At 64.0% G+C, this 21,117-nt stretch carries 22 protein-coding genes and 1 pseudogene; 4 read left to right on the top strand and 19 right to left on the bottom strand.

Annotation, left to right across the window (positions count from 1 at the left end):
- Nucleotides 1-44: 44 nt before the first annotated feature.
- Nucleotides 45-497, top strand: coding sequence for a hypothetical protein (locus tag E5X34_RS26170; RefSeq protein ID WP_292570827.1), 453 nt, complete (start codon nucleotides 45-47; stop codon nucleotides 495-497).
- A 108-nt stretch (nucleotides 498-605) separates the two neighbouring features.
- Here E5X34_RS26170 and ftsH read toward each other — a convergent pair whose 3' ends face one another.
- The 9 genes from ftsH to ybgC form a co-directional block, all read right to left on the bottom strand.
- Nucleotides 606-2,540: an ATP-dependent zinc metalloprotease FtsH gene (gene ftsH, locus E5X34_RS26165; protein WP_095816683.1), complete on the bottom strand. Its 1,935-nt coding sequence runs from the start codon at nucleotides 2,538-2,540 to the stop codon at nucleotides 606-608.
- Nucleotides 2,541-2,643: 103 nt separating this feature from the next.
- Nucleotides 2,644-4,020, bottom strand: coding sequence for a tRNA lysidine(34) synthetase TilS (tilS, locus tag E5X34_RS26160; RefSeq protein ID WP_292570824.1), 1,377 nt, complete (start codon nucleotides 4,018-4,020; stop codon nucleotides 2,644-2,646).
- The gene (ybgF, locus tag E5X34_RS26155; RefSeq protein ID WP_292570821.1) at nucleotides 4,014-5,168 is read right to left on the bottom strand and encodes a tol-pal system protein YbgF; all 1,155 of its coding nucleotides are present in this window, start codon (nucleotides 5,166-5,168) and stop codon (nucleotides 4,014-4,016) included. Before ybgF ends, tilS begins: the two co-directional genes overlap by 7 nt.
- A gap of 215 nt (nucleotides 5,169-5,383) precedes the next feature.
- A complete protein-coding gene (gene pal, locus E5X34_RS26150) occupies nucleotides 5,384-5,890 on the bottom strand; it encodes a peptidoglycan-associated lipoprotein Pal (protein WP_042645746.1) in 507 nt (168 codons plus the stop codon).
- A 266-nt stretch (nucleotides 5,891-6,156) separates the two neighbouring features.
- Nucleotides 6,157-7,470 carry a Tol-Pal system beta propeller repeat protein TolB gene (gene tolB, locus E5X34_RS26145; RefSeq protein ID WP_292570818.1) on the bottom strand — a complete coding sequence of 438 codons (1,314 nt, stop codon included), beginning with the start codon at nucleotides 7,468-7,470 and terminating at the stop codon, nucleotides 6,157-6,159.
- Between the two features lie 39 nt (nucleotides 7,471-7,509).
- Complete coding sequence (locus E5X34_RS26140; RefSeq protein WP_292570815.1) at nucleotides 7,510-8,664, bottom strand: energy transducer TonB; 1,155 nt, start codon at nucleotides 8,662-8,664, stop codon at nucleotides 7,510-7,512.
- Between the two features lie 7 nt (nucleotides 8,665-8,671).
- Nucleotides 8,672-9,133, bottom strand: a complete 462-nt coding sequence (gene tolR / locus E5X34_RS26135) for a protein TolR (protein ID WP_042645743.1) — start codon at nucleotides 9,131-9,133, stop codon at nucleotides 8,672-8,674.
- A gap of 9 nt (nucleotides 9,134-9,142) precedes the next feature.
- Nucleotides 9,143-9,853 (bottom strand): protein TolQ, encoded by a 711-nt coding sequence (gene tolQ, locus E5X34_RS26130; protein WP_112129689.1) that lies wholly within the window; start codon nucleotides 9,851-9,853, stop codon nucleotides 9,143-9,145.
- Between the two features lie 310 nt (nucleotides 9,854-10,163).
- Nucleotides 10,164-10,637, bottom strand: coding sequence for a tol-pal system-associated acyl-CoA thioesterase (gene ybgC / locus E5X34_RS26125; RefSeq protein WP_292570812.1), 474 nt, complete (start codon nucleotides 10,635-10,637; stop codon nucleotides 10,164-10,166).
- A gap of 53 nt (nucleotides 10,638-10,690) precedes the next feature.
- On the opposite strand from ybgC, the gene E5X34_RS26120 reads away from it, so the two are divergent.
- The gene (locus E5X34_RS26120; protein WP_292570810.1) at nucleotides 10,691-11,941 is read left to right on the top strand and encodes a cellulase family glycosylhydrolase; all 1,251 of its coding nucleotides are present in this window, start codon (nucleotides 10,691-10,693) and stop codon (nucleotides 11,939-11,941) included.
- Between the two features lie 16 nt (nucleotides 11,942-11,957).
- Here E5X34_RS26120 and E5X34_RS26115 read toward each other — a convergent pair whose 3' ends face one another.
- From E5X34_RS26115 to E5X34_RS26080, 8 genes and pseudogenes are all read right to left on the bottom strand, one after another.
- The gene (locus E5X34_RS26115) at nucleotides 11,958-12,860 is read right to left on the bottom strand and encodes a metallophosphoesterase (protein ID WP_292570807.1); all 903 of its coding nucleotides are present in this window, start codon (nucleotides 12,858-12,860) and stop codon (nucleotides 11,958-11,960) included.
- A 133-nt stretch (nucleotides 12,861-12,993) separates the two neighbouring features.
- Nucleotides 12,994-14,031 (bottom strand): Holliday junction branch migration DNA helicase RuvB, encoded by a 1,038-nt coding sequence (ruvB, locus tag E5X34_RS26110; protein WP_042645731.1) that lies wholly within the window; start codon nucleotides 14,029-14,031, stop codon nucleotides 12,994-12,996.
- Between the two features lie 43 nt (nucleotides 14,032-14,074).
- Nucleotides 14,075-14,695, bottom strand: a complete 621-nt coding sequence (gene ruvA / locus E5X34_RS26105; protein WP_292570804.1) for a Holliday junction branch migration protein RuvA — start codon at nucleotides 14,693-14,695, stop codon at nucleotides 14,075-14,077.
- Nucleotides 14,696-14,705: 10 nt separating this feature from the next.
- Nucleotides 14,706-15,124 (bottom strand): annotated as a pseudogene (locus E5X34_RS26100) (type II toxin-antitoxin system VapC family toxin).
- On the bottom strand, nucleotides 15,102-15,371 hold the full coding sequence (locus E5X34_RS26095; RefSeq protein WP_292570802.1) for an AbrB/MazE/SpoVT family DNA-binding domain-containing protein: 270 nt from the start codon (nucleotides 15,369-15,371) through the stop codon (nucleotides 15,102-15,104). Before E5X34_RS26095 ends, E5X34_RS26100 begins: the two are co-directional and overlap by 23 nt.
- 56 nt (nucleotides 15,372-15,427) lie before the next feature.
- On the bottom strand, nucleotides 15,428-15,940 hold the full coding sequence (gene ruvC, locus E5X34_RS26090; RefSeq protein WP_292570800.1) for a crossover junction endodeoxyribonuclease RuvC: 513 nt from the start codon (nucleotides 15,938-15,940) through the stop codon (nucleotides 15,428-15,430).
- 126 nt (nucleotides 15,941-16,066) lie between these two features.
- Entirely contained in the window at nucleotides 16,067-17,131 is a 1,065-nt protein-coding gene (locus tag E5X34_RS26085) for a glycosyltransferase family 2 protein (RefSeq protein ID WP_292570798.1), read from the bottom strand.
- Between the two features lie 280 nt (nucleotides 17,132-17,411).
- A complete protein-coding gene (locus tag E5X34_RS26080; protein WP_042645727.1) occupies nucleotides 17,412-17,942 on the bottom strand; it encodes a DUF1465 family protein in 531 nt (176 codons plus the stop codon).
- Between the two features lie 534 nt (nucleotides 17,943-18,476).
- On the opposite strand from E5X34_RS26080, the gene E5X34_RS26075 reads away from it, so the two are divergent.
- Nucleotides 18,477-19,028 (top strand): DUF2269 family protein, encoded by a 552-nt coding sequence (locus E5X34_RS26075; RefSeq protein ID WP_292570795.1) that lies wholly within the window; start codon nucleotides 18,477-18,479, stop codon nucleotides 19,026-19,028.
- Between the two features lie 44 nt (nucleotides 19,029-19,072).
- Here the strand turns inward: E5X34_RS26075 and E5X34_RS26070 are convergent, their stop codons facing one another.
- Nucleotides 19,073-19,843: a sulfite exporter TauE/SafE family protein gene (locus E5X34_RS26070; RefSeq protein ID WP_292570891.1), complete on the bottom strand. Its 771-nt coding sequence runs from the start codon at nucleotides 19,841-19,843 to the stop codon at nucleotides 19,073-19,075.
- 163 nt (nucleotides 19,844-20,006) lie between these two features.
- Between E5X34_RS26070 and E5X34_RS26065 the strand changes: the two genes are divergently transcribed.
- Nucleotides 20,007-20,465, top strand: a complete 459-nt coding sequence (locus E5X34_RS26065) for a GNAT family N-acetyltransferase (RefSeq protein ID WP_292570792.1) — start codon at nucleotides 20,007-20,009, stop codon at nucleotides 20,463-20,465.
- A 121-nt stretch (nucleotides 20,466-20,586) separates the two neighbouring features.
- On the opposite strand, the gene E5X34_RS26060 is transcribed toward E5X34_RS26065, so the two are convergent.
- Nucleotides 20,587-21,021 carry an SRPBCC domain-containing protein gene (locus E5X34_RS26060; RefSeq protein ID WP_292570789.1) on the bottom strand — a complete coding sequence of 145 codons (435 nt, stop codon included), beginning with the start codon at nucleotides 21,019-21,021 and terminating at the stop codon, nucleotides 20,587-20,589.
- Between the last annotated feature and the right edge of the window lie 96 nt (nucleotides 21,022-21,117).

Genomic DNA, 21,117 nt, shown 5'->3' with positions numbered 1-21,117 from the left:
GTATACAAAAAGACGTCAACCTATTATCAACCAGGAGGGTCTCAATGTTCAGTTTGAAATTGGCGGCGTTGGCTGTGACGGCACTGGTCGCTTGGAGCGCTTCACCTGCGAGCGCACTGACGATGAAGGAATGCGGCGAGACTTATCGGGCAGCCAAGGAAGGCGGCACTTTGAACGGCATGGACTGGGCCGCTTTCCGCAAGGAGAAATGCGCGACGTCCGCCCCGGAGAGTGTCAGCGCGGATTCGGTCAAAACCGCGGAGCCAGCAGAAAAAGACACCAGCGCGGCGGTCACCCCCACTGTGGCGCCGGCGGGTGTGACATTCCCGACCACCCTCGCCGCCGAGTTCAAGACCGAAAAGCCCGCGAAGGCCCGGATGAAGACCTGCCTGCAGGGTTACCACGACAACAAGGAGGCGGGTACGTTGAACGGCCTTCGCTGGATCCAGAAGGGCGGCGGCTACTACAGCCTCTGCAATGCACGGCTGAAGAGCTGATCGCTTGCTGTCGCGCAGCCCTCTCCCCAATCGCCAGCGTGCAGGACGGAGCTCAAAAGCAAAACGCCGCGGTTTGATCCGCGGCGTTTGTCTATCGTTTGCCGAACCTCAGCTTGACGGCTGCGGTTCCATGCCGCCTTCGGGCTCAGGACCCTTCTTGCGGCGACCGCCCGTGCCGGCCTTCGGCACCGCAGAGCCCCGGCTAGGCGGGGTGTCGTCGCCAAGGTCGCGGGCTGGCTTGTTGCCCGCGATCAGCTGCTTGATCTCTTCGCCCGACAGCGTCTCGTATTCGAGCAGTCCCTCGGCGAGCGCGATCCATTCCTTCTTCTTCTTGGTCAGGATGGCCTTCGCCGTCGAATAGGCATCGTCGATCAGCCGCCGCACCTCGGCATCGATGATCTGCGCCGTCTCTTCCGAGATGTTTTGCGTGCGCGCGACCGAATGTCCGAGGAAGACCTCTTCCTGGTTGTCGCCATAGGCGACATGGCCGAGCTTGTCGGAGAAGCCCCAGCGCGTGACCATGGCGCGCGCCAGCTTGGTCGCCTGCTCGATGTCGGAGGAGGCGCCGGAAGTGATATTCTCCTTGCCGAACTTGAACTCCTCGGCGACGCGGCCGCCCATCATGATCGCGAGCCGCGAGATCATGTATTTGTAGCTCATTGAATAGCGGTCGCCTTCCGGCAACTGCATGACCATGCCGAGCGCGCGGCCGCGCGGGATGATGGTCGCCTTGTGCAGCGGGTCCGCCGTCGGCACGTTGAGCGCCAGGATGGCGTGGCCGGCCTCGTGATAGGCGGTCAGCTCCTTCTCGGCCTGCGTCATCGCCGACGAGCGGCGCTCGGCGCCCATCATGATCTTGTCCTTGGCGTCCTCGAACTCGGCCATGGTGACCAGCCGCTTGTTGCGGCGCGCCGCCATCAGCGCGGATTCGTTGACGAGATTCATCAGGTCGGCGCCGGAGAAGCCGGGCGTGCCGCGCGCGATGACCTTGAGGTCGACATTGGGCGCCAGCGGCACGTTGCGCACATGCACCTTGAGGATCTTCTCGCGGCCGACGATGTCGGGGTTCGGCACCACGACCTGGCGGTCGAAGCGGCCGGGCCTCAGCAGCGCCGGGTCGAGCACGTCGGGCCGGTTGGTGGCGGCGATCAGGATGATCGACTCGTTCGACTCGAAGCCGTCCATCTCGACCAGCAGCTGGTTCAGCGTCTGCTCGCGCTCGTCATTGCCGCCGCCGAGACCGGCGCCGCGATGACGGCCGACCGCGTCGATTTCATCGATGAAGATGATGCAGGGCGCGTTCTTCTTGGCCTGGTCGAACATGTCGCGCACGCGGCTCGCGCCGACGCCGACGAACATCTCGACAAAGTCCGAGCCGGAAATGGTGAAGAACGGCACATTGGCCTCGCCGGCGACCGAGCGCGCGAGCAGCGTCTTGCCGGTGCCGGGCGGGCCGACCAGCAGCACGCCGCGCGGGATCTTGCCGCCGAGGCGCTGGAACTTCTGCGGATCGCGCAGAAACTCGACGATCTCTTCGAGGTCTTCCTTGGCTTCGTCGACGCCGGCGACATCCTGGAAGGTGACGCGGCCATGCGCCTCCGTCAGAAGCTTGGCCTTCGACTTGCCGAAGCCCATCGCTCTTCCGGAGCCGGACTGCATCTGGCGCATGAAGAATATCCACACGCCGAGGATCAGGATCATCGGCAGCCACGAAATCAGATAGCCGAAAAGCGAGTTGGAGCCGTCGGTCTCAGGCTTGGCGGTGATGGTGACGTTCTTGTCCTGCAGCCTGGAAACCAGCGACGGGTCGCCCGGCGAATAAGTCTGGAAGCCGTTGGCGTTGTCCGTGTAGTTGCCGAAGACGCGGGCACCCGCGATGGTCACGCTCTTGACCCGGCCGGAGGCGACGTCCTGCAGGAACTGCGAATAGGGAATATCCGTCGTTGCACCGCGCGTCTGGGGCGTCTGGAACAGATTGAACAGGGCGATGAGCAGGACCGCTATGATCGCCCAGAGCGCGAGGTTGCGATAGTTCGGATTCATCTATTGTCCTGTTGAGGCCCGCCTGCGAGCCCGCGATGATGGAGAAGCTTGGCCTAACATAGGGAGAGCGTCACCCCTTGCCAAGCAGAACAGCACGTATCGGTTAAGCTTTCGCCCACCCTCGCCCACCATCATGGCCATGGAATGGCGGCGCCGGCGTCGGCGGCGCTGCGACGAGCATCGCGACGGCGGTGGCGGGTTCAATGTCGAAGCACGGCAGGAAGCGCGCGAAAGGGGCAACCGCCGGAACGATCGACACCGATTGCGGGCCGGCATCGCCGCCAGCGAAATCAAGGTGCTTGCCGCCGCACCATAGCGCTGGCTCCGCGGCAAGCGCCGCGCGTGAAAGGCTTTGTGAAACATCCTCGCTGAAGGGCGCTTTACTGGCGGCGGCAGGGCCCAGCGGCGCGATCACCAAATCGCCCGACCCGTCTTTCAAAGTGATGCGACGGCGGTTGTCCCAAAGCTGGTTGTCTACCGGTGGAGCGGGGGCGGGCAGGTTGCGGTTCTCCCGGCGAAGGAAGATGCCGGACCGGCGGGCGTCGACCACCGTCCGCGACAATGTGGCGCAAAGGGGCGCGGAGCGCAGGCGGGCAAGCAATGCGGCGCAACGCGCCTCGTCGGCTAGGAACGACATGCCGCCAACCGTGGCCAGCAGGATGCGCAGCGCATAGATGGCCGCTTGGCCGTCCTTATGCCCAGCGAAATCGCGATCGAGGCGGATGAGACCCGGAACCGGTCTGCTGGCGAACGCGTCGATGAGCTTGGCGGCGCGGCGGCCGATGTCGTGGCGCTCGCGTGCCGCCTGGGCCGACCGCGTCAGCGCCTCGGCAATGCGCCGTTCGCCTTCGCCGTGCGCGAGCGCCGCGCGCATGCGCGGCCGCTCGAAGCGGACGTCCACATTGGTCGGGTCCTCGATCCAGCCGACGTCGCGATGCCGCAGCATGTCGCGCAGCGCAGCGCGCCTTGTGCCGAGCAGCGGCCGGACGATCCAGGTGCGCCAGTCATGCAGCGTGGCGGGTGCCATGCCGGCAAGGCCGCGGCCGTCATCGTCGCGTGCCTGCCGCATCAGCACCGTCTCGGCCTGGTCGTCGGCGGTGTGGCCGGTCAGGATCAGCGTGATGCCTTCGGCGCCTGCTGCTTGCGCCAGCAGCCTGTAGCGCGCCTCGCGCGCGGCGGCCGGCAGCCCGCTCGCGGGCTTGTCGCCGCGCCAGGCGAGAATGCGATGCGCAATGCCGCGCTCGGCGCAGAAATCGGCAACCTGGCGCGCCTCCATGGCCGAATCCGGCCGCAAACCATGATCGATCGTCACCGCGAGCAGCCTGGCGCCCGGTGCGGTCCGGTCGAGGTGATCTTTGAGAAGGAGGAGCAGGGCGGTCGAGTCACTGCCGCCGGACACGGCTGCAACGGCGCCGGTCGAAAAGTCCAGGTCGAAGAAAAGGCGGTCTGAGAGGTTGGCTTTGGTATCAGGCGTCAGCACGCCGCCAGTGCCTTTTCCTGCTTGATGCGTTCCTTGAGCGTGCCGGAAACGTCCGGATAGCGCTTGCCGATCTCGTTGAAGGTGGCGCAGGCGACGTCGTTCTGCTTCAGCCCCACCAGCGAGACGCCGAGCTTGAGCAGCATATCGGGCGCCTTCTTGGCCTTCGGGTAGTCCTTGCTGGCGGCAAGGAAGACCTCCGCCGCATCACGGTATTTCTGCTGGCCAAGTAGCGACTCGCCCAGCCAGTAATGCGCGTCCGCCGCCTTCGCGTCCTTGGGGAAGCGGGAGATATGGTCACGAAAACCCTGCTCTGCGGTCGGGTAATCGCCCGACAGGATGAACTGGTAGGAATTGCGGTAGAGCTCGTCAGGATCGTTGGTCGACGGCAGGGCCGCGACTTGCGTGTCGCCGGACTTGTTCTTCTTGGCCGGCGTCTCGGCGGAAGGAGAGCTTGCCGTGGCCGCGGGAGCCTGCACCGGCGCGCTAGCTTGCGGGCCGGTCTCGGCATTGACGACATTGCCGTTCTTGTCGACGGTGATGGTGCCGAAATTCTTCGGCGGCGCGCCGGTGATCAGCTTGCCTGGATCGCCGGTCTGCGATTCCACGATGACGTCGCCGACCGTCTTGCCGTCGCCATTTTGGCCGCCGGTGTCGGCCTGCGTCGCCGGAGCCTGGGCGACGCTATTATCGGTTCCAGAGTCGCCGGTGCCGGAATCCCCGGTGCCGGCATCGCCGAGGTTGGTGTTGCCGCCGGTTCCGTCCTGAGGCGCCGCTTCCGATTTCTTCTGCCCGGTCGGCTTGGCGCCGCCTTGCGAACCGCCCTCGAGCTGCTGGAAGCGGAATTCATTGTCTTCCTGCTGCTTTCGGATCTGTTCCTGCATCTGCAGGATCTGGAAATTCATCTCCTCGATCTTGCCGTTCAGCTGACGCAGCTGGTCTTCCAGACCAGTCACGCCGCCGCCACTATCCTGCGCGATCTGTGCCTGTTCAGGCTTCTTCTTGTCACCGAAGATGCCGAGCGTCGGTAGGTGAAAGGTAAAGCCGCTGCCGGAAGCCTGCCCGGCGCTGTCGGCCGACGCGGCGAGGCTTGGGAGGCTTGATACGAGCAGCAGCGCAAGCGTGCCGCTCAGGACCGTTCTAAAATGCATTCTGTCTCTCGCGGTGGGTGTTGGCCTGATGCGCCTTTCCAAATCAAAACGGGGGGAGGAAGCGCCCTCGCGCTCATAGCAGGGCGCGAGACTTCGGCCAAATTTTGTTTCGCGATGTTGCAAATGAAAAAGGCGGCCCTGAGGCCGCCTTTCATTTCCGGGATGTTGTATTTTTGTCGCCGCGGACTGCGGGAACCGACGCCGCGGCGCGAGGCTTAGGAACCGGCGCCCGACAGCGTGGTGACGGCGCGGCGGTTCTGCGACCAGCAGGAGATGTCGTCGCAGACCGCGACCGGACGCTCCTTGCCGTAGGAGATGGTCTTCAGGCGGCTGGCGGAGACGCCCTTGGAAACCAGGAAGTCGCGTGTGGCGGCGGCGCGGCGGGCGCCCAGCGCCAGATTGTACTCACGCGTGCCGCGCTCGTCGGCATGGCCTTCGATGACGATCGCGTATTGGCGATACTGGTTGAGCCACTGCGCCTGGCGCGCCAGCGTGGTCTGCGCGTCAGCGCGGATCGACGAGGAGTCGGTGTCGAAGAAGATGCGGTCGCCGATATTGACGGTGAAGTCCTGTGCGGATCCCGGCGTGGCGGCGCCGGCGCCGTTGAGGCCGAGATCGGCCGCGCTGTTCGGGGTCTTTTTCGAGGCGCAACCGGTGATGGCGAGAGCCGCCACCAGCGCGATCATGGCCGGGTTTCGGGTAAGTGCTGCGATACGGCCCATGCCGCCTCTCCTTCGCATTCGAGTGATTTCGTTGATCACCCAGTAACCACGTTTGGGTTAACCGGCATTCAAGAAACACGGTTAATTTTTGGTTTCGGCCGCCGTCCTCGGCCGTTACGCATCCACGCATTTACCAAGATCGACAATGCGCGCGGACCGTAGGCGGAAATGCGGCCAAAACGCGACCATGCCGTGGAAAATGGCACTAAGAAATTGAGAGCCGGGGCTTTCTTCCTCAGTTCTTCAATTCCTCAGTTCTCCAGTTCCTACTCAAGCAACGGCGACCACGCCGGATCCGACGCGTAGTTCGCGGTCGGGATCGGCTGCTCGTTGCGGCCGGTAAGATCGACCGAGACCAGCTTGGGTCCACCGCCCGAGTCGCGGAAGAACATCAAGACGCGGCCGTTCGGCGCCCAGGTCGGGCCCTCCTGCTGGAAGCCTGAGGACAGGATGCGCTCGCCAGAGCCGTCGGTCTTCATGACGCCGATCTGGAACTCGCCGCCGCTCTGCTTGGTGAAGGCGATGAGGTCGCCGCGCGGCGACCAGACCGGCGTCGAATAGACACCGTCGCCGAAAGAGATGCGATGCGGATTCGAGCCGTCGCCACCCATGACGTAGATCTGCGAGCGGCCGCTGCCGCCGCCGCGGTCGGAGGTGAAGACGACCTGCGAACCGTCCGGCGAATAGGACGGCGAGGTATCGATCGCGGTCGAGTCGGTGAGCCGCGTGGTCGAGCGGCTCCTCAGGTCCATGGCGAAGATGTTGGAATTGCCGTCGTCGCGCAGCAGGCTCATGATCACCTTCTGGCCGTCGGGCGAGAACCGCGGCGCGAACGTCATGCCGGGGAAATTGCCGACCAGCTCGCGCTGCCCGGTTTCGATCTGCAAAAGATACACCTTCGGCTGTCCGCTCTCATAGGACATGTAGGTGATTTCCTGCCGGTTCGGCGAGAAGCGCGGCGTCAGCACGATCGCGCGGCCGTCCGACAGGTAGCGCACATTGGCGCCGTCCTGGTCCATGATGGCGAGCCGCTTCTTGCGCGCGTTCTTGGCGCCGGATTCGTCGACGAAGACGACACGTGTATCGAAATAGCCTTTCTCGCCGGTGATCTTCTCGTAGATCGCATCGGCGATGATGTGCGCGACACGGCGCTGATTGGCGTCGTTGGCGAAAAACTGCTCACCCGCCAGCTGCTGGTTGCCGAAAATATCCCACAGCCGGTACTGGGCGCGGATGCGGCCGTCCGCTTCCTTGCTGACGCTGCCGGTCACCAGCGCCTGCGCGTTGATGACTTTCCAGTCCTCATAACGCGGCGAGGCATCCGGATTGGTGATCTTTTCGACAAAAGCAGCCTTGTCGATCGGCGCGAACAGCCCCGACCGTTTCAGGTCGGCTGTCACGATCTCCGATATCTGCGGACCAAGCCCTCCCTGGAAATCAGGGATGGCGATCGGCATCGGCTCGACATTGCCTTTGTTGACGTTCAGCTCAAGAGTTGCCTGAGCGGGCAAGGTGGTGACAGAACTTATGCCTGCCGCCATCGCGGCGACCATCAGGAGCGGCTTGAGGATGGATTTCATGTCTTCTCGCTTCTCTTGCTGATTTTTTGGGTGCTCAGGCTACAGGCCAAGCATCGCTCTTGGATCGAAGTTGACGCGAACGTCAGACCATATGTCCTGCTTTCCGGCGGGAACCTGCAGACCTGCGACATCGCATTTCTGCACGGCGCGAACCGCGCTGGCGTCGAACTGGGGGTTGCCGCTGGACTTCTCGACGGTCGGGCGGCCCTCGAGCTTGCCGGAGGCATTCAGGTTGAAACGGATGACCACGGTGAAGTTTTCGGAGCCCTCGAGGCCAACCGGAAGGGTCCAGCAACCGCCGAGCTGATCCTCCAACGCCCCTTGTTCCGACTTGGAGAGCTTCTGGCCTTGATCCTTATCGCCGCCCAGCGAAGCCTGCTGCGTCGAGCGTTTGGCGCCGCCGCCAGACGGCTTCTGCTTGTCGAGCAGCGCCGTTATCTCGTCGGCATTGAACTGCTTCTCGTCCGACTTCTTCTTGGAAGACGCTTCCTTCACCGGCTTTTCCGCGTCCTTGCGATCCGGCGCCTTGGCGCTCTCGGCCTGGGCCGGCTGCGGCTGCGGCTTCGGCCGTGCTTCCGGCGCGGGCGCTGAATCGGGCAGCTTTGCCTCATCCGTCGGCTGATCCTGCGAGATCGCCTCGGCTACCGCGTCCGGCTTGACCTCTTCCTTCTGGATGGCCGCGGTCTTGTCGGGCGTCGGCGTCGCTTCCTTCGCCGGCGTCGGCTTGGGCTCCGTCTGCTTGACCGGCTCGGGCTTGACCTCTTCCTTCGGCGTCGGCGTCGGCGCGACTTCCGTCGCAGGCGTCGGCTTCGGCTTCTCCTGCGGCTTCGGCACGTCCTCGACCGCCGGCTTCTCGGTCGGCGTAGGCGCGGGCGGCGGCGCCGCAGTCTTCTCGACCGGCTTCGGCTTGGCTTCGTCCGTCACCGGCTTATCGGTGTCGACCGTGTTCTCGCCGACCTTCTGGGCATTGGGAACGACATCCGGGCGCTTCGTCGGAACCGGCGCCGGCTTGTCATGCATGACCGCCTTCTTGTCGCCCTGCAGCGTCTGGGCGATGGCCTCCATCGGCACGATATCGACGGCCACCGATTCCACGTCACTGGCCGGCATGGCCGGCGGCGACGACAGCGTGAACAGCCCGAAGGTCAGCGCCACCGCATGCAAGATCACCGATGAGGTGAGACCCGTCCGCATCTGGCGTCTACTGATCCTGTTCCTGCAGCGAGACCAGGCCGATATTCTTGTAGCCGGCCGCTGAAATGCGGGCCATGACCTTCATCGCCGTGCCGTAGTCGGTCGACTTGTCGCCGCGGATGAAGATGCGCTCGTCATAGCCGGTCTTCGAGATCGCCTGCAGCTTGGCCACCAGTTCCTCGATCGGGATCTCGGTTTCCTGCAGGAAAATCTTGCCGGCGGCGTCGATCGAGACGGTGATCGGCTGCGTGTCGACATTCATCGCCTTGGCCTGCGTGTCCGGCAGGTCGATCGGAACCCCGACGGTGAGCAGAGGCGCCGCGACCATGAAGATGATCAACAGCACCAGCATCACGTCGACCATCGGCGTGACATTGATTTCCGACATCAGGCCATGGTGACGGCCACGGCGCCTATGACCGCGTCCGCCTCGCCCCGAGCCACCTGCGCCAGCAGCAGACATCCCCATGATTGTTCCTCAGGCCTTCTGCGCTACTTTTTCATCGATTTGGCGCGAGAGTATGGCGGAGAACTCGTCCGAGAACCCTTCCATGCGCACACCGAGCTTGTTCGCGTCCGATGACAGTTTGTTGTAGGCGATGACGGCGGGAATGGCCGCGAGCAGGCCGATCGCGGTCGCCAGCAGCGCCTCCGCGATGCCGGGCGCCACCACCGAAAGGCTGGTGTTCTTCGACGCGGCGATTGCCTGGAACGAGGTCATGATGCCGATGACGGTGCCGAACAGGCCGATGAAGGGCGCGGCCGAGCCGGTGGTGGCGAGGAAGCCGAGGCGTCCCTCCAGCCTTTCCATCTCGCGCGTCAGCGCCAGGTCCATCGCCTTGTCGATGCGGGTCTGCAGCGCCAGCGGCGATTTCGCGCCCTTTTCGAAACTCTTCTTCCATTCGCGCATGGCGGCGACGAAGATCGCGCCCATGCCGGTGGTCTTGCGGTCGGCCAGCGTGCGGTAAAGGTCCTCGAGCGATTGCCCGGACCAGAAGACCTGCTCGAAGCGATTGAGGGCGAGGCGCATGCGGCTATAGGCGACGAGCTTGTCGATGATGATCGCCCAGGTCCAGATCGAGGCGCAAAGCAGGCCGATCATCACCAGCTTGACCACCCAGCCGGCCTGCATGAACAGGGCCCAGATCGATAAATGCGCTGCCGGATCGGCGAGTGCGATATTTTCCATCACTTAAGTCCTTAAGATTTTCCGGGCATCGCTGGCGGCTGGCCCATGGGCATCCCTTTGGTCCGATCGCGCGAAGCGTGAAGCTTGCGGGACACGCCCCGAATGCACCGTTTCGCGGCCTTTTCGAGGCAAATATTGGTGAAAGGAAGGCGCGCGAATTGCGCCAATCTTCGCCAATTCCTTCATGAACCGTTATGGTTAAGGATGGGTTAGGATGTCAGGCGCGGCGCATTGCCGCGCTTGGCCATCGGCAAAGCTTGTCGAGAACCGTCGAGTTAATGCCCTTGATAGAACCGATCGGCGCTGGAGATCAGGCCGCCGTTTTCGGCATGAAGGCGGCAATCCACTCCTTCGGGAAACGCTTCGGGCGGCCGCTTTCGCCGACGATCGCGGCCTCGACTTTCGCCTCGACCAGCACATCGCCGCCGCGCTTCAGCTGCTGCCCCATGACGATGCGCGCGCCGGAGATGTCGTCGGTGCGTGTGTCGATGGTCAGGATATCGTCCATGCGCGCCGGCGAGCGGAAGTCGATCTCCATGCGCCGCACCACCCAGACGATACGCTCGCCATGCTTGCCGTCTAGCAGCTCGGTGTGGTGGACACCGGTCAGCCTCAGATAGTCGGAGCGGCCGCGCTCGAGGAATTCGAGATAGCGCGCATGATAGACCACGCCGGAGAAATCGGTGTCGGCATAATAGACCCTCGCCATCAGCCGGTGGCCGAAATCCGTCAGCGCGCCGGAAAGCCCGGCGCTGAGCGCCGCCGATTCACCATGATCGTCCATCGCGCTTTCCTTTTTCGGCCCAGAAGGGCAGGTGTCTCTCGCGCGGGAACGAGATGGCACCCTTGGGCACGATGATCAAGAGCTTGATGGCGGCGCTGCTTGCGCTTGGCGCGCTGGCGCTGCCGGCCGGGGCAGCGACGTTTTCGATGAAACGCGGCCTCAATCTCGACCAGTGGGTCACCTGGCCGACCGAGGACAAATGGGGCGACCGCCAGGCAATGCTGCCTTATCCCGAGTGGCGCAAATCCCTCAAGCAGGACGACCTCAAGGCGCTCAAGGAAGCCGGCCTCGATTTCGTGCGCATGCCAGTCGATCCCGCGCCCTTTCTTTCGGACCGGACCGCCGCCCTTCGCGACGACCTCTATGCCAGCGTCCTCGACTCCGCGCGCATGATCAACCGCGCCGGCCTGAAGGTAATCGTCGACCTGCATCTGATCCCCGCAGGCAGCAACCGAAAGATCGGCATGAGCGAGGTGATGGACGACCCGGCCGTCTTCGATGCCTATGCCGAGGTCGTGCGCAACATGGCAAAGACGCTGGCCCGGGAAGATCCGAAGCAGGTCGCGTTGGAGCTGATGAACGAGCCGATCGTCGATTGCGACGCGAACGGCAGCAACCTTTGGGCTGACCGCCAGAAAAAGCTGTTCGCGGCCGCGCGAGCTTCCGCCACAAAGCTCACGCTGATCCTGACCGGCGGCTGCTATTCAAACGCGGAGTCCCTGGCCAGGATCGACCCCGGAACCATCCTGGACGACAACATCATCTGGACCTTCCATTCCTATGATCCGTTCCTTCTGACACACCAGGGCGCGACCTGGGCCGGCGATTTCATCCAATACGTCACCGGCCTGCCCTATCCGCTCACAGCCGTTCCCAAGCCGCAATTGGACGTGACGCTGGACACGATCCGCGACCGGATAAGGGCCGAGGCGCCCTGGGCGCGGCAGAGCGGCATGCTCGCCTATCTCGACGAACAGGTGGCAGCGATGGACAGTCCCGAAAAGCTGGCCGCCGTCATGGATGCGCCGTTCGCGACGATCGACGCCTGGGCGAAGGCCAATGGCGTCGAGCCGCAGGACATCACGCTCGGCGAATTCGGCATGATCCGCAAGGAATATGGCAACGGCTTCGTCATGCCGGCCGCGTACCGCGCCGCCTATGTGCGCGACATGATCGCCCGCGCCGAGGCGCATGGCTTCTCCTGGTCGGTGTGGAGCTATGGCGGCGCCTTCGGCGTCGTCGACGCATTCGATGGCGAGAAAGCGGAACCCGATGTGATAGATGTGATCAAGTCGCTGCGCTGAACGCGCGAGAACCGAACTATCCTAAATCGATCTGCAGTATCTCCGGCCGCACACCGAAACGGATCGGCGCAATGCTGAAACCGAGACCGCCGGAGACGATCAGGTTGCGGTCGTTCTCCACGACATGGCCATAGGCGTAGCGATTGCCATAGGCGGAAGGCACGACCGGCGAATAGCCGAACAGCCGCACCTGTCCGCCATGTGTGTGACCGGACAGCGTCAGCGATACCCGCCGCGGCACCTTTGGAAAGATGTCCGGCTCATGCGCGAGCAGGATGATGGGATCGCTATCGCCGACCTTGGCGAGCGTGCCGGGAAGATCGTCGAGGCCGGTGAGCCCCTCGCGGCCCTTTGCCCTGTCCGGCAAGAGCGCAATCTGGTCGGCCAGCCCGGCAATCCAGAAGCCTTTGCCGTCCTTTTCCAGGCGCACCACATCGTTCTCCAGCACCGGGATGCCGACCGCCTCCAGCGCCTTGCGCGAAATGGTCGGCCCTGCCCCAGCCGCCTGTGCCGGGCGGTCCTCCCACCAGTCGTGATTGCCGAGGATCGAGAACACGCCGAGCGGTGCCTTGAGACCGGAGAGCGCCGGCGCCCATTCGGATGCGTTCACCCAGCCGGTCACCATGCGAGTTCCCGCAGGGTAGTCGCCAAGCATGACGATGACGTCCGGGTGCAGCGCATTGGCCTGCTCGGCCAGCGCTGCGATCCGTTCCGGCGTCATCCAGGGCCGGCAGGCATGGATGTCGGCCAGCGCCACGACGCGCAACTTTAGGCCAGCCGGCCAATGCGGCGGCGTCAGCGTGTAGCGCTTCACGTGGGTGAGCAGCATCGGCTCGATGCCGACCGCATAGGCGCCGAGCGACACCATGGCGAAGGCCGAGCCGCCGACAAGGCGCAGGAAACCGCGTCTGGTGATCATGGAACGGCCCAAGCCCCTTGGGATTTATCAGGGAAGCTGCCTTAGAGGCGGCAATTGCGCCCTCAGCTAGGCCAAGGCGCGCAGATTCCGCGCAGATCGGCCTCCGCGCGGCAGGAAGGCGAACAAATCTGCGTTACTCTTCCTGGAACAGGCTGATCTGCTGCTGGGCGATATCCTTTGGCGGGTCGAGCCCAAGATGCCGCCAGGCATTGGCGGTCAGCACGCGGCCGCGCGGCGTGCGCTGGATAAAGCCCTGCTGGATGAGATAGGGCTCGATGATGTCCTCGATCGCGTCGCGCGGCTCGGAGAGCCCGGCCGCGATCGTCTCGATGCCGACCGGCCCGCCGCCGAAATTGCGTGCGATCATCGAGAGGTACCGGCGGTCGAGCGCGTCGAGGCCGAGCGCGTCGACCTCCAGCCTGGTTAGCGCCTCGTCCGCGATCTTCCTGTCGACATGCGCGGCGCCCGCGACGCTGGCGAAATCGCGCACCCGGCGTAACAGCCGGCCGGCGATGCGCGGCGTGCCGCGCGCGCGGCGCGCGATCTCGACCGCCCCGTCGTCGCCGAGTGGCATCGAGAGGATCCGGGCGCCGCGGCGCACGATCTGCTCCAGCTCCTCGACCGTGTAGAAATTGAGCCGCACCGGAATGCCGAAGCGATCGCGCAGTGGATTGGTCAAGAGCCCGAGCCGGGTTGTCGCCGCGACCAAGGTGAAACGGGCAAGGTCGATCTTGACCGAGCGCGCCGCCGGCCCCTCGCCGATGATCAGGTCGAGCTGAAAATCCTCCATCGCCGGATAGAGGATCTCCTCGACCGCCGGATTGAGGCGATGGATCTCGTCTATGAAGAGGACGTCGCGCTCCTCGAGATTGGTGAGCAGCGCGGCAAGGTCGCCGGCCTTGGCGATGACCGGGCCGGAGGTCGAGCGGAAGTTGACGCCGAGCTCGCGCGCCATGATCTGCGCCAGCGTCGTCTTGCCGAGCCCCGGCGGGCCGACAAACAGCACATGGTCGAGCGCCTCGCCGCGGCTCTTGGCGGCGTCGACGAAGACCTTGAGATTGGCGCGCACCGCCGCCTGGCCGACGAACTCGTCGAGCGACTGCGGCCGCAGCGTCTGCTCGGCATCCTCGCCGCGCTTGTCGGGGGCAATGAGGCGGGGCGAAAGGCTCATGCCGCCTTCCTTGCATAGGACCGCTGGCGGGACAAGCGTCGCCTCACCGCGCCAGTTCCTTGAGCCCGAAGCGGATCAACTTCGAGGCATCCGCGCCCTCACCGGCCGATTTCAGCGCCGCCGCAACCGCGTTCGCCGCTATGTCGCGCGAATAGCCGAGATTGACGAGCGCCGAGACCGCATCCGTGATCGGCGCGGCCGCGACGCCTTCGCCGAGCTCCTGCTTGAGCCCGATCGTGCCGGTCGCCGCACCAGCATAGGCCGGGGCCTTGGTGCGCAATTCGGTGACGATGCGCTCGGCCACCTTCTTGCCCACGCCGGGCGCGCGGGAAACCATGGCGATGTCGCGCAGCGCGATCGCATTGGCGAGGTCGGCCGGCGCCAGCGTCGACAGCACCGCCAACGCCACCTTGGCGCCGACGCCCTGCACATTGTTCATCAAAAGCCGAAACCACTCGCGCTCCAGCCCGGACTGGAAGCCATAGAGCCGGATCATGTCCTCGCGCACATAGGTCTCGATGAACAGCACCACCGCCTCGCCGGGCGACGGCAGCGCGGCAAGCGTGCGCGCCGAGCAATGGGCGACATAGCCGACGCCATGCACGTCGATGACGCAGCTGTCCTCGTCGATTTCCTCCAGCGTCCCTTTCAGCTTGCCGATCATGACCTGGCTTTCATGGATGCGTTTCCGGAGAGACGATTTCGAGATCGGGGAAATAGCTGCGATAGCGAGGAGCGTCGCGCGTCAATAGGCGATGACCTGCAACGGTCGCATGAGCACCAATGAAAAAATCCGGCAAGGTCCGATCTCGAACGCCGCCAGCCCGCCGATAGCGGGAATGTGCCACTCCAGCCAAGAATGCGGCTTCCCAAGGCAAAAACTCGCGATCCAGCTCAAGCCTCTCGGCTGCTTTCCTCAGCATTGCTTCGGAAGCAACCAGCGGAGCAAGCTCGGACCAGACGATGCTGTTGACGATCAACGCGCCATCGCGTCGGCAGGAGATAATCGCGGACGAAGACCATTCCGTCAGCGGCCCGGCAGGCCCCAGACATCAATGAGCACGTTTGTGTCAATTAACGTCGAGATTTTCACGTGGTCCCCTCAACCACTCCATATACTCGTCAGTCGTCATGCCGGCCAAATCCAGCGTCCCCTCCATCTTGTCGAGGACCTCTTTGAATTTGCGGGCAGCTTCCTCCTCCGAAATGTTTTCGTTGACCGCGACAAGCTGGGCGCCCTCGTCCGTAGCCACGAACTGGACCTCCGAACCCGGGCCTATGCCCAAATGGTCCCTTATTTGTTTGGGGATCGTGACTTGTCCTTTGGTGGTCACACGCATGGTAATACCTCCAAGGTATTACTTACCGCGCAAATGAGAACAAGTCAAGAACAACGCTACCCGGCCAGCGCAGCCGTCCGGTAGGCGACGCTCGGCCGGTGATGCGCATGGCAGATGGCGATGGCAAGGGCGTCGGCGGCGTCATCCGTGTCGAAGACCGCCTTCGGCATCAGCACCTTGACCATCATATGGATCTGCTTCTTCTCGCCATGGCCGACCCCGATCACCGCCTTCTTGACCGCATTGGGCGCGTATTCGGCGACGACCAGCCCGGCGCGCGCCGGCACCAGCATGGCGATGCCGCGCGCCTGGCCGAGCTTCAGCGTCGCCGTCGCATCCTTGTTGACGAAGGTCTGTTCGACCGCCGCCTCGTGCGGCATGGCCTGATGCAGCACCTCGGCCAGCCCATCATGCAATTGGCAGAGCCGCGTCGCGAGCGGCGCCTTGTCATCCGAGCGCACGGTGCCGGACGCGATGAAGCGCAGCGAATTGCCCAGGCTATCGATGATCCCCCATCCGGTGCGCCTCAGGCCCGGATCGATGCCGATGATGCGAATCGCTTCCCCCATGCGCCAAGTTTAACCTCGGCGGCAAGCGATGCCAGCGAAATGTGAACAAACCGGAAACGATCGCGATCTCAGGATCACATCCAAAAATCCCGTTGAGCGGCCGATGGCGGCCTGCCTGCCTAGAACCTAGTTCGTCACGCGACGGATGGTTTTCGACAGCCGCGTGAGGACCGCCGGCCGGGACGACGCGACCAGCTTCCATGCCAGCACCGCATTACCCATGCGCCGCGGCAGGATGCCGATGCCAAGGAACCATGCCGCCAGGGCGGCCCGCCGCCGCCAGGATGCGTTCATTTCCAGGCTGGCGGCGGCGCCCGCTCTTGCCAGCCCCAGCCGGGAGTCTGTCGCAACCGGATGCCGGGGCTCGTCGACGCAGAGCGAAGCCAACCGCTCTTCCAGGTGAACCGGATCGTGAAGGCCGGCATCCGGCGGCATGGTCAAGCCGATCTCGGCCGCCCGGTCGGACAGGGCTTCGAGGCGCCGGAAGTCATGCTGCATGCGCCAGCGCGCCCGCTCGGCAAGCTTCTCGTCGAAGACCGAATGGTTGGAGCCGTGGATGCGGTAGGCGCCAAGGCAGGTGTCGATGGATTTCACTTCTCCGTGAAGCGGCGCCAGTGTCGCCAGATAGCCATCGGCGCCTTGCCGGAAATCGCTCTCAGGCATGGGCATTATCGGTTCCAGCGCCTCGCGGTCGAACGCCAGCCCGCTTGTCACCGTCGTACGGTAGCGCCCCTTGCGCAACAATTCCGGCACGACGTCGCCTGAATCGAACGGCTGTTCCGGAGGGGGAAAGACATCCTTGATCTGCTGGTCCTCATCAACCAGATGCAGCCGGAATTGCGCCTGGGCGACATCCGCATCCCACTCGTCCAGAACCTCGGAGACGGCGTTCGGATAGAGATAATCGTCGGCGTCCAGGAAAAGGATGATCTCCCCGGTGCTCGCCTCGAACCCGGTGTTGAATGCTGCGCCATGCCCGCCATTCCTGCGCCTCAGGCACGGGCGGATCTTGTCGCCATAGGATTCGATGACGGCCACTGACGCATCGGTCGAAGCGTCGTCGACGACCACGACCTCGACATTTCGGTGGTCCTGCTCCAACGCGCTGTCGATGGCGCGCCCGAGAAACTGTTCGTAATTGTAGTTGGGGATGATGATCGATACCGGAATGCGGTCCAATGGCGAATGCACGGGATCAAGCCTCGCAATCTGCTTTGGTCACAGTGACGGTGATTTTCTTGCAAATCCGGCTCGGGTCGACCCGGCTGCGGCGAACGGCTCCAACTAGAGACCTATCGCTTCCAGGCAAGGGTGATCTTTCTCGCGAAGGTGGGCACGGCCTTCAATGCGCCGAAGGCTGCTGCCGCAATATCGAAAAGTGGCTGGAGGCCAGAGGCGCTTGATTTGCGCTGATCACGGCTCGATGAGGGAAGCCGCCGGCGCTATCTCAGCGTTTGTTGCAGACGCGGTGTCAGCCGCGCGCGAACGCCGTGTTCAAAAGGCTGATCTGGTCGGAAACCGGATTGGCCCGGCGGCTGGGGGCGTGCGTCTCGGCCACGACACCGCCATAGATTTCCTCGTCCATGCGCCGTACCAGCGCCTGCAGGCGCAGCGAGCGCGTCACCAGATCGAGAAATTCCTTCGGCAGTTCGTTCCAGCCAAGCGCCTCGTCATGCGCCGACGCGGTATCCAGTCGCACCTTGGATTTCTCCGAGGCCACCTGGTCGCGCGTCATCTCGCCGGAATTCGCCGCGCGCTGCAGCAAAAGCCAGGAGGCGACCTGCATCAGCCTCGTGGTCAGCCGCATCGATTCCGCCGCATAGAGGGTCGCGGCAGTGCGCGATAATTTCTTGGCCTCGAGCCTGCCCTTGCCATCGAGATATTCGGCGGCCTGTTCGACCAGCCCCATGCCTTCCTGGTAGAGCGGCTTGAAGGATTGGGAGAAAACCCGGCGTTCCGCCAGCTTGATGGTTTTCGCGCTGCCCTTCGAAGGCTCGTTCATCGATACGCCCCTGCACTGCCGCCAGCCGATTCGACTATCCTTGCCGACGTGGCCAGCACCCTTAAATGACTGAGGCTTGAAAATGCGCTTCGATGCCCATGAAGGCAAGCGCATGTTTAACAAACGGTTAACGCCGGCTGCTTTGGCGCCGGCCGCCTACGGACAAAAAAAGAGCCGCGGATAAGGCGGCTCTCAGGAGTTTAACAGGGAGGCGTCAAACAAAGTGGCTCCAACCACTCGGTAAGAATCCAGCAAAACTGGATGCGCATAGTAAACGCCTGTAAAGCTTAACGAACCCTTAACGCGGCGGCGATTTTTTGAGCGAACGCTCTTCCCTGTGCCGGAACAGGACAGCGGCTCCGCCGCTAGGGATCGTCTTAACCGGTTTTTCGAATGCCGATCGTGGCCGCCTGTAACATGCCCGCCGCTGCCGCGGCATCGTTCCGAAACACGCGCCACGCAAAAGGCCGCTCCTCTGAAGCGGCGCGCAAATCCTCGCCGCTTGAAATCAGGCAGGATATCCGGGAGCAAACCATGGATTGGTATTCGATCGTCAAATTCCTTCACGTCGTTTCGGCTATTTTGTGGGTCGGCGGCGGCTTCGTGCTGTTCCTGCTCGGCGTGCTGGCCGAGCGCGCCGGCAACATTGAGGACAAGCTGCAGGCAATGCGCGCCAGCGGACAGCTCGGCGGCATGTTCTTCGCGCCGATGTCGATGCTGACGCTGATCTTCGGTCTCGTCATGTGCGGCTTCTGGGTCGGCTTTGCCGAACTGTGGATTGTCATCGGCCTCGTCGGCTATGCGACGACCTTCTCGATCGGCATGCTGATCTTCAAGCCGACCGGCGAGCGCATGGGCGCCATGGTCGCCGAGCAGGGCATCACGCCCGCCGTCCTCGCCATCGGCCAGCGCATGATGAAATGGGCGCGCCTCGATTATGCGGTGATGCTGGTGATCATCGCCGACATGGTGCTGAAGCCCACTCTGCACGACATCGGCATTCTTGCCGGCATGGCAATGGTGATTGCGCTCGGCGCCGCGCTCGCCTTCGGCGGCAGCCGCCAGCTGGTGCCGAGCGCCGCCTGAGCGTTACGTTTTTGGAGCGAGGCGGTTGGAAGGCCGCCTTGTTTCTACATCAAGCCTGCAATGCCGTCCCACAGCAGCTTGACGGCGACCACCGCGACGGTGGCGTAGGTGAACGGATAGAAGATCTCCGGCCGCATGCGGCGCACCAGCAAGGCGCCGGCGATGGTGGACAGCGGCGCCAGCGGCATCAGAACCGCCGAGGCCGTGAGGTTGGCGGTGTCGAACTGGCCGAGCGCAAAATAGGGAACGAGCTTCAGCGCGTTGGTGGCGGCAAAGAAGATCGCCGCGGTTCCGGAAAGCACTTTCGGATCGAGCCGGATCGGCAGCGCATAGACCTGGAAGGGCGGACCGCCGACATGGGCGACGAAGCTGGTGAAGCCGGCGACTGTGCCCCACAAGGCGGCGGCGATGCGGTTCGGCTCCGCCGCATGATCGGCGCCATGGCGGAACTGCAGGTAGAGCCAGCGCAGCACGAACACCAGCGCGACGGCGCCGACGATCAGCCGCACCATCTCCTCGGTCACCAAGGCCGCGGTCAGCCAGCCGAGGCCGATGCCGATGACGGCGCCGGGCATCATGTCGACCAGCATCTTGCGATCATAGACGCCCCACCACGTCCACACCGAAACGATGTCCATCAGGCACAGGATCGGCAGCAGAATGGCGGCCGCCTGGACCGGTGGGATGGTCAGCGCCATCAACGGCACGCCGACGAAGCCGACGGCGCCGCCGAAGCCGCCCTTCGACAGACCGACAAGGATCACCGCTGGAATGGCGGCGGCATAGAACCACGGATCGCTGAGCAGGCCTGACATCGGCAAGAGAAGGTTGGAGAAGGCGGGCAACCAAGCCATAGCGCAGAACGGCGCCGGCGGGATAGTCATTAATGCCGGCATCCGCTATTGCCGCCCCAGTCAGAACGACCGACCGCTCCGCCAGGGTCTGCAGTCGGTCGGCTCGCTATCTGGGAGTGTTGAAATGAGCGCCATCAGCATTCGCCGTGCACGTGAAGCGGACGTTGCGGTCATCGTCGCGATGCTTGCCGACGATGCGCTGGGCCGCGCCCGTGAAGACGCAAGCCTGCCGCTGGCGCAACCCTATCTGGACGCCTTCGCCGCGATAGACGGCGATCCGAACCAGTTGCTCGCGGTGATGACCGATGGCGACGACGTCATCGGCACGCTGCAGATCACCTTTCTCGCCGGCCTATCGCAGCGCGGCGCGTGGCGCGGCCAGATCGAGGCCGTGCGCGTCGCGTCGAGCCGGCGCGGCGAGGGCCTGGGACAGCGCCTGTTGGAATGGGCGATCGACGAATGCCGCGAGCGCGGCTGCCGGGTCGTGCAGCTGACGACGAACAAGAGCCGGACGGATGCGCACCGCTTCTATGAGCGCCTTGGCTTCAAGGCCAGCCATATCGGCTACAAGCTTGAACTCTAGAGCAATCCCAGGAGAGGTGTGAGCGGTTTTCCGTCCCGAATTGGAAACAAGGAGATAGCGCGTGAAACGATGAAACGCACTAGCGATTGGCCGCTGGCTGTCGGCAATTGCGGCGGCTGCCCTACATTTTGTCCGGTCCCGGGTCGCCACCGGCGGCGGTGATTGCGAGCCGATCCAGATAGTGCGTCCAGCCCTTCTCGTGGCTGTCGCAAATCTCTCGGTCGGCAAGGCCGCTATGGGTGAGCTTGACCCGCGTCCCGCCCGGCTCTTCGACCAGATCGATTTCGACAAGGCTCGAACCGGGTGGCGTCCGGTCGTTGCCCTCCCAGCCGAAGCTGTAGGCAAGGCGGTGGACGGGTATGACCTCGGTGAATTGGCCGCGAGCCGTGGCTCTTCCTCCCAAATTCAGCAGATAGAGACCGCCAGGGTTGGGTTCCGCCGTTGCCTCCGTTCCCATCCAGCGCACAATCTTGGCCGGATCTGTCAGGAAGGCGAAGACTGTCGCCGGCGGCGCCGCGATCTGTACCTCGCGACGAACGATCAAGGGTTCAGCCATCGAAACCTCCCGGGTTTGCGCGCCAACACGGCTCGCCTGGCAGGTGGCGCCGGGCCAGCGCTTTCGATTCGAAGCCAAATCGCCCTGCCGTTCAAC

The organism is Mesorhizobium sp. (assembly GCF_004963255.1).
In the GTDB taxonomy this organism is placed as follows: domain Bacteria; phylum Pseudomonadota; class Alphaproteobacteria; order Rhizobiales; family Rhizobiaceae; genus Mesorhizobium.
This window is presented reverse-complemented; position numbering and strand designations above follow the sequence as displayed.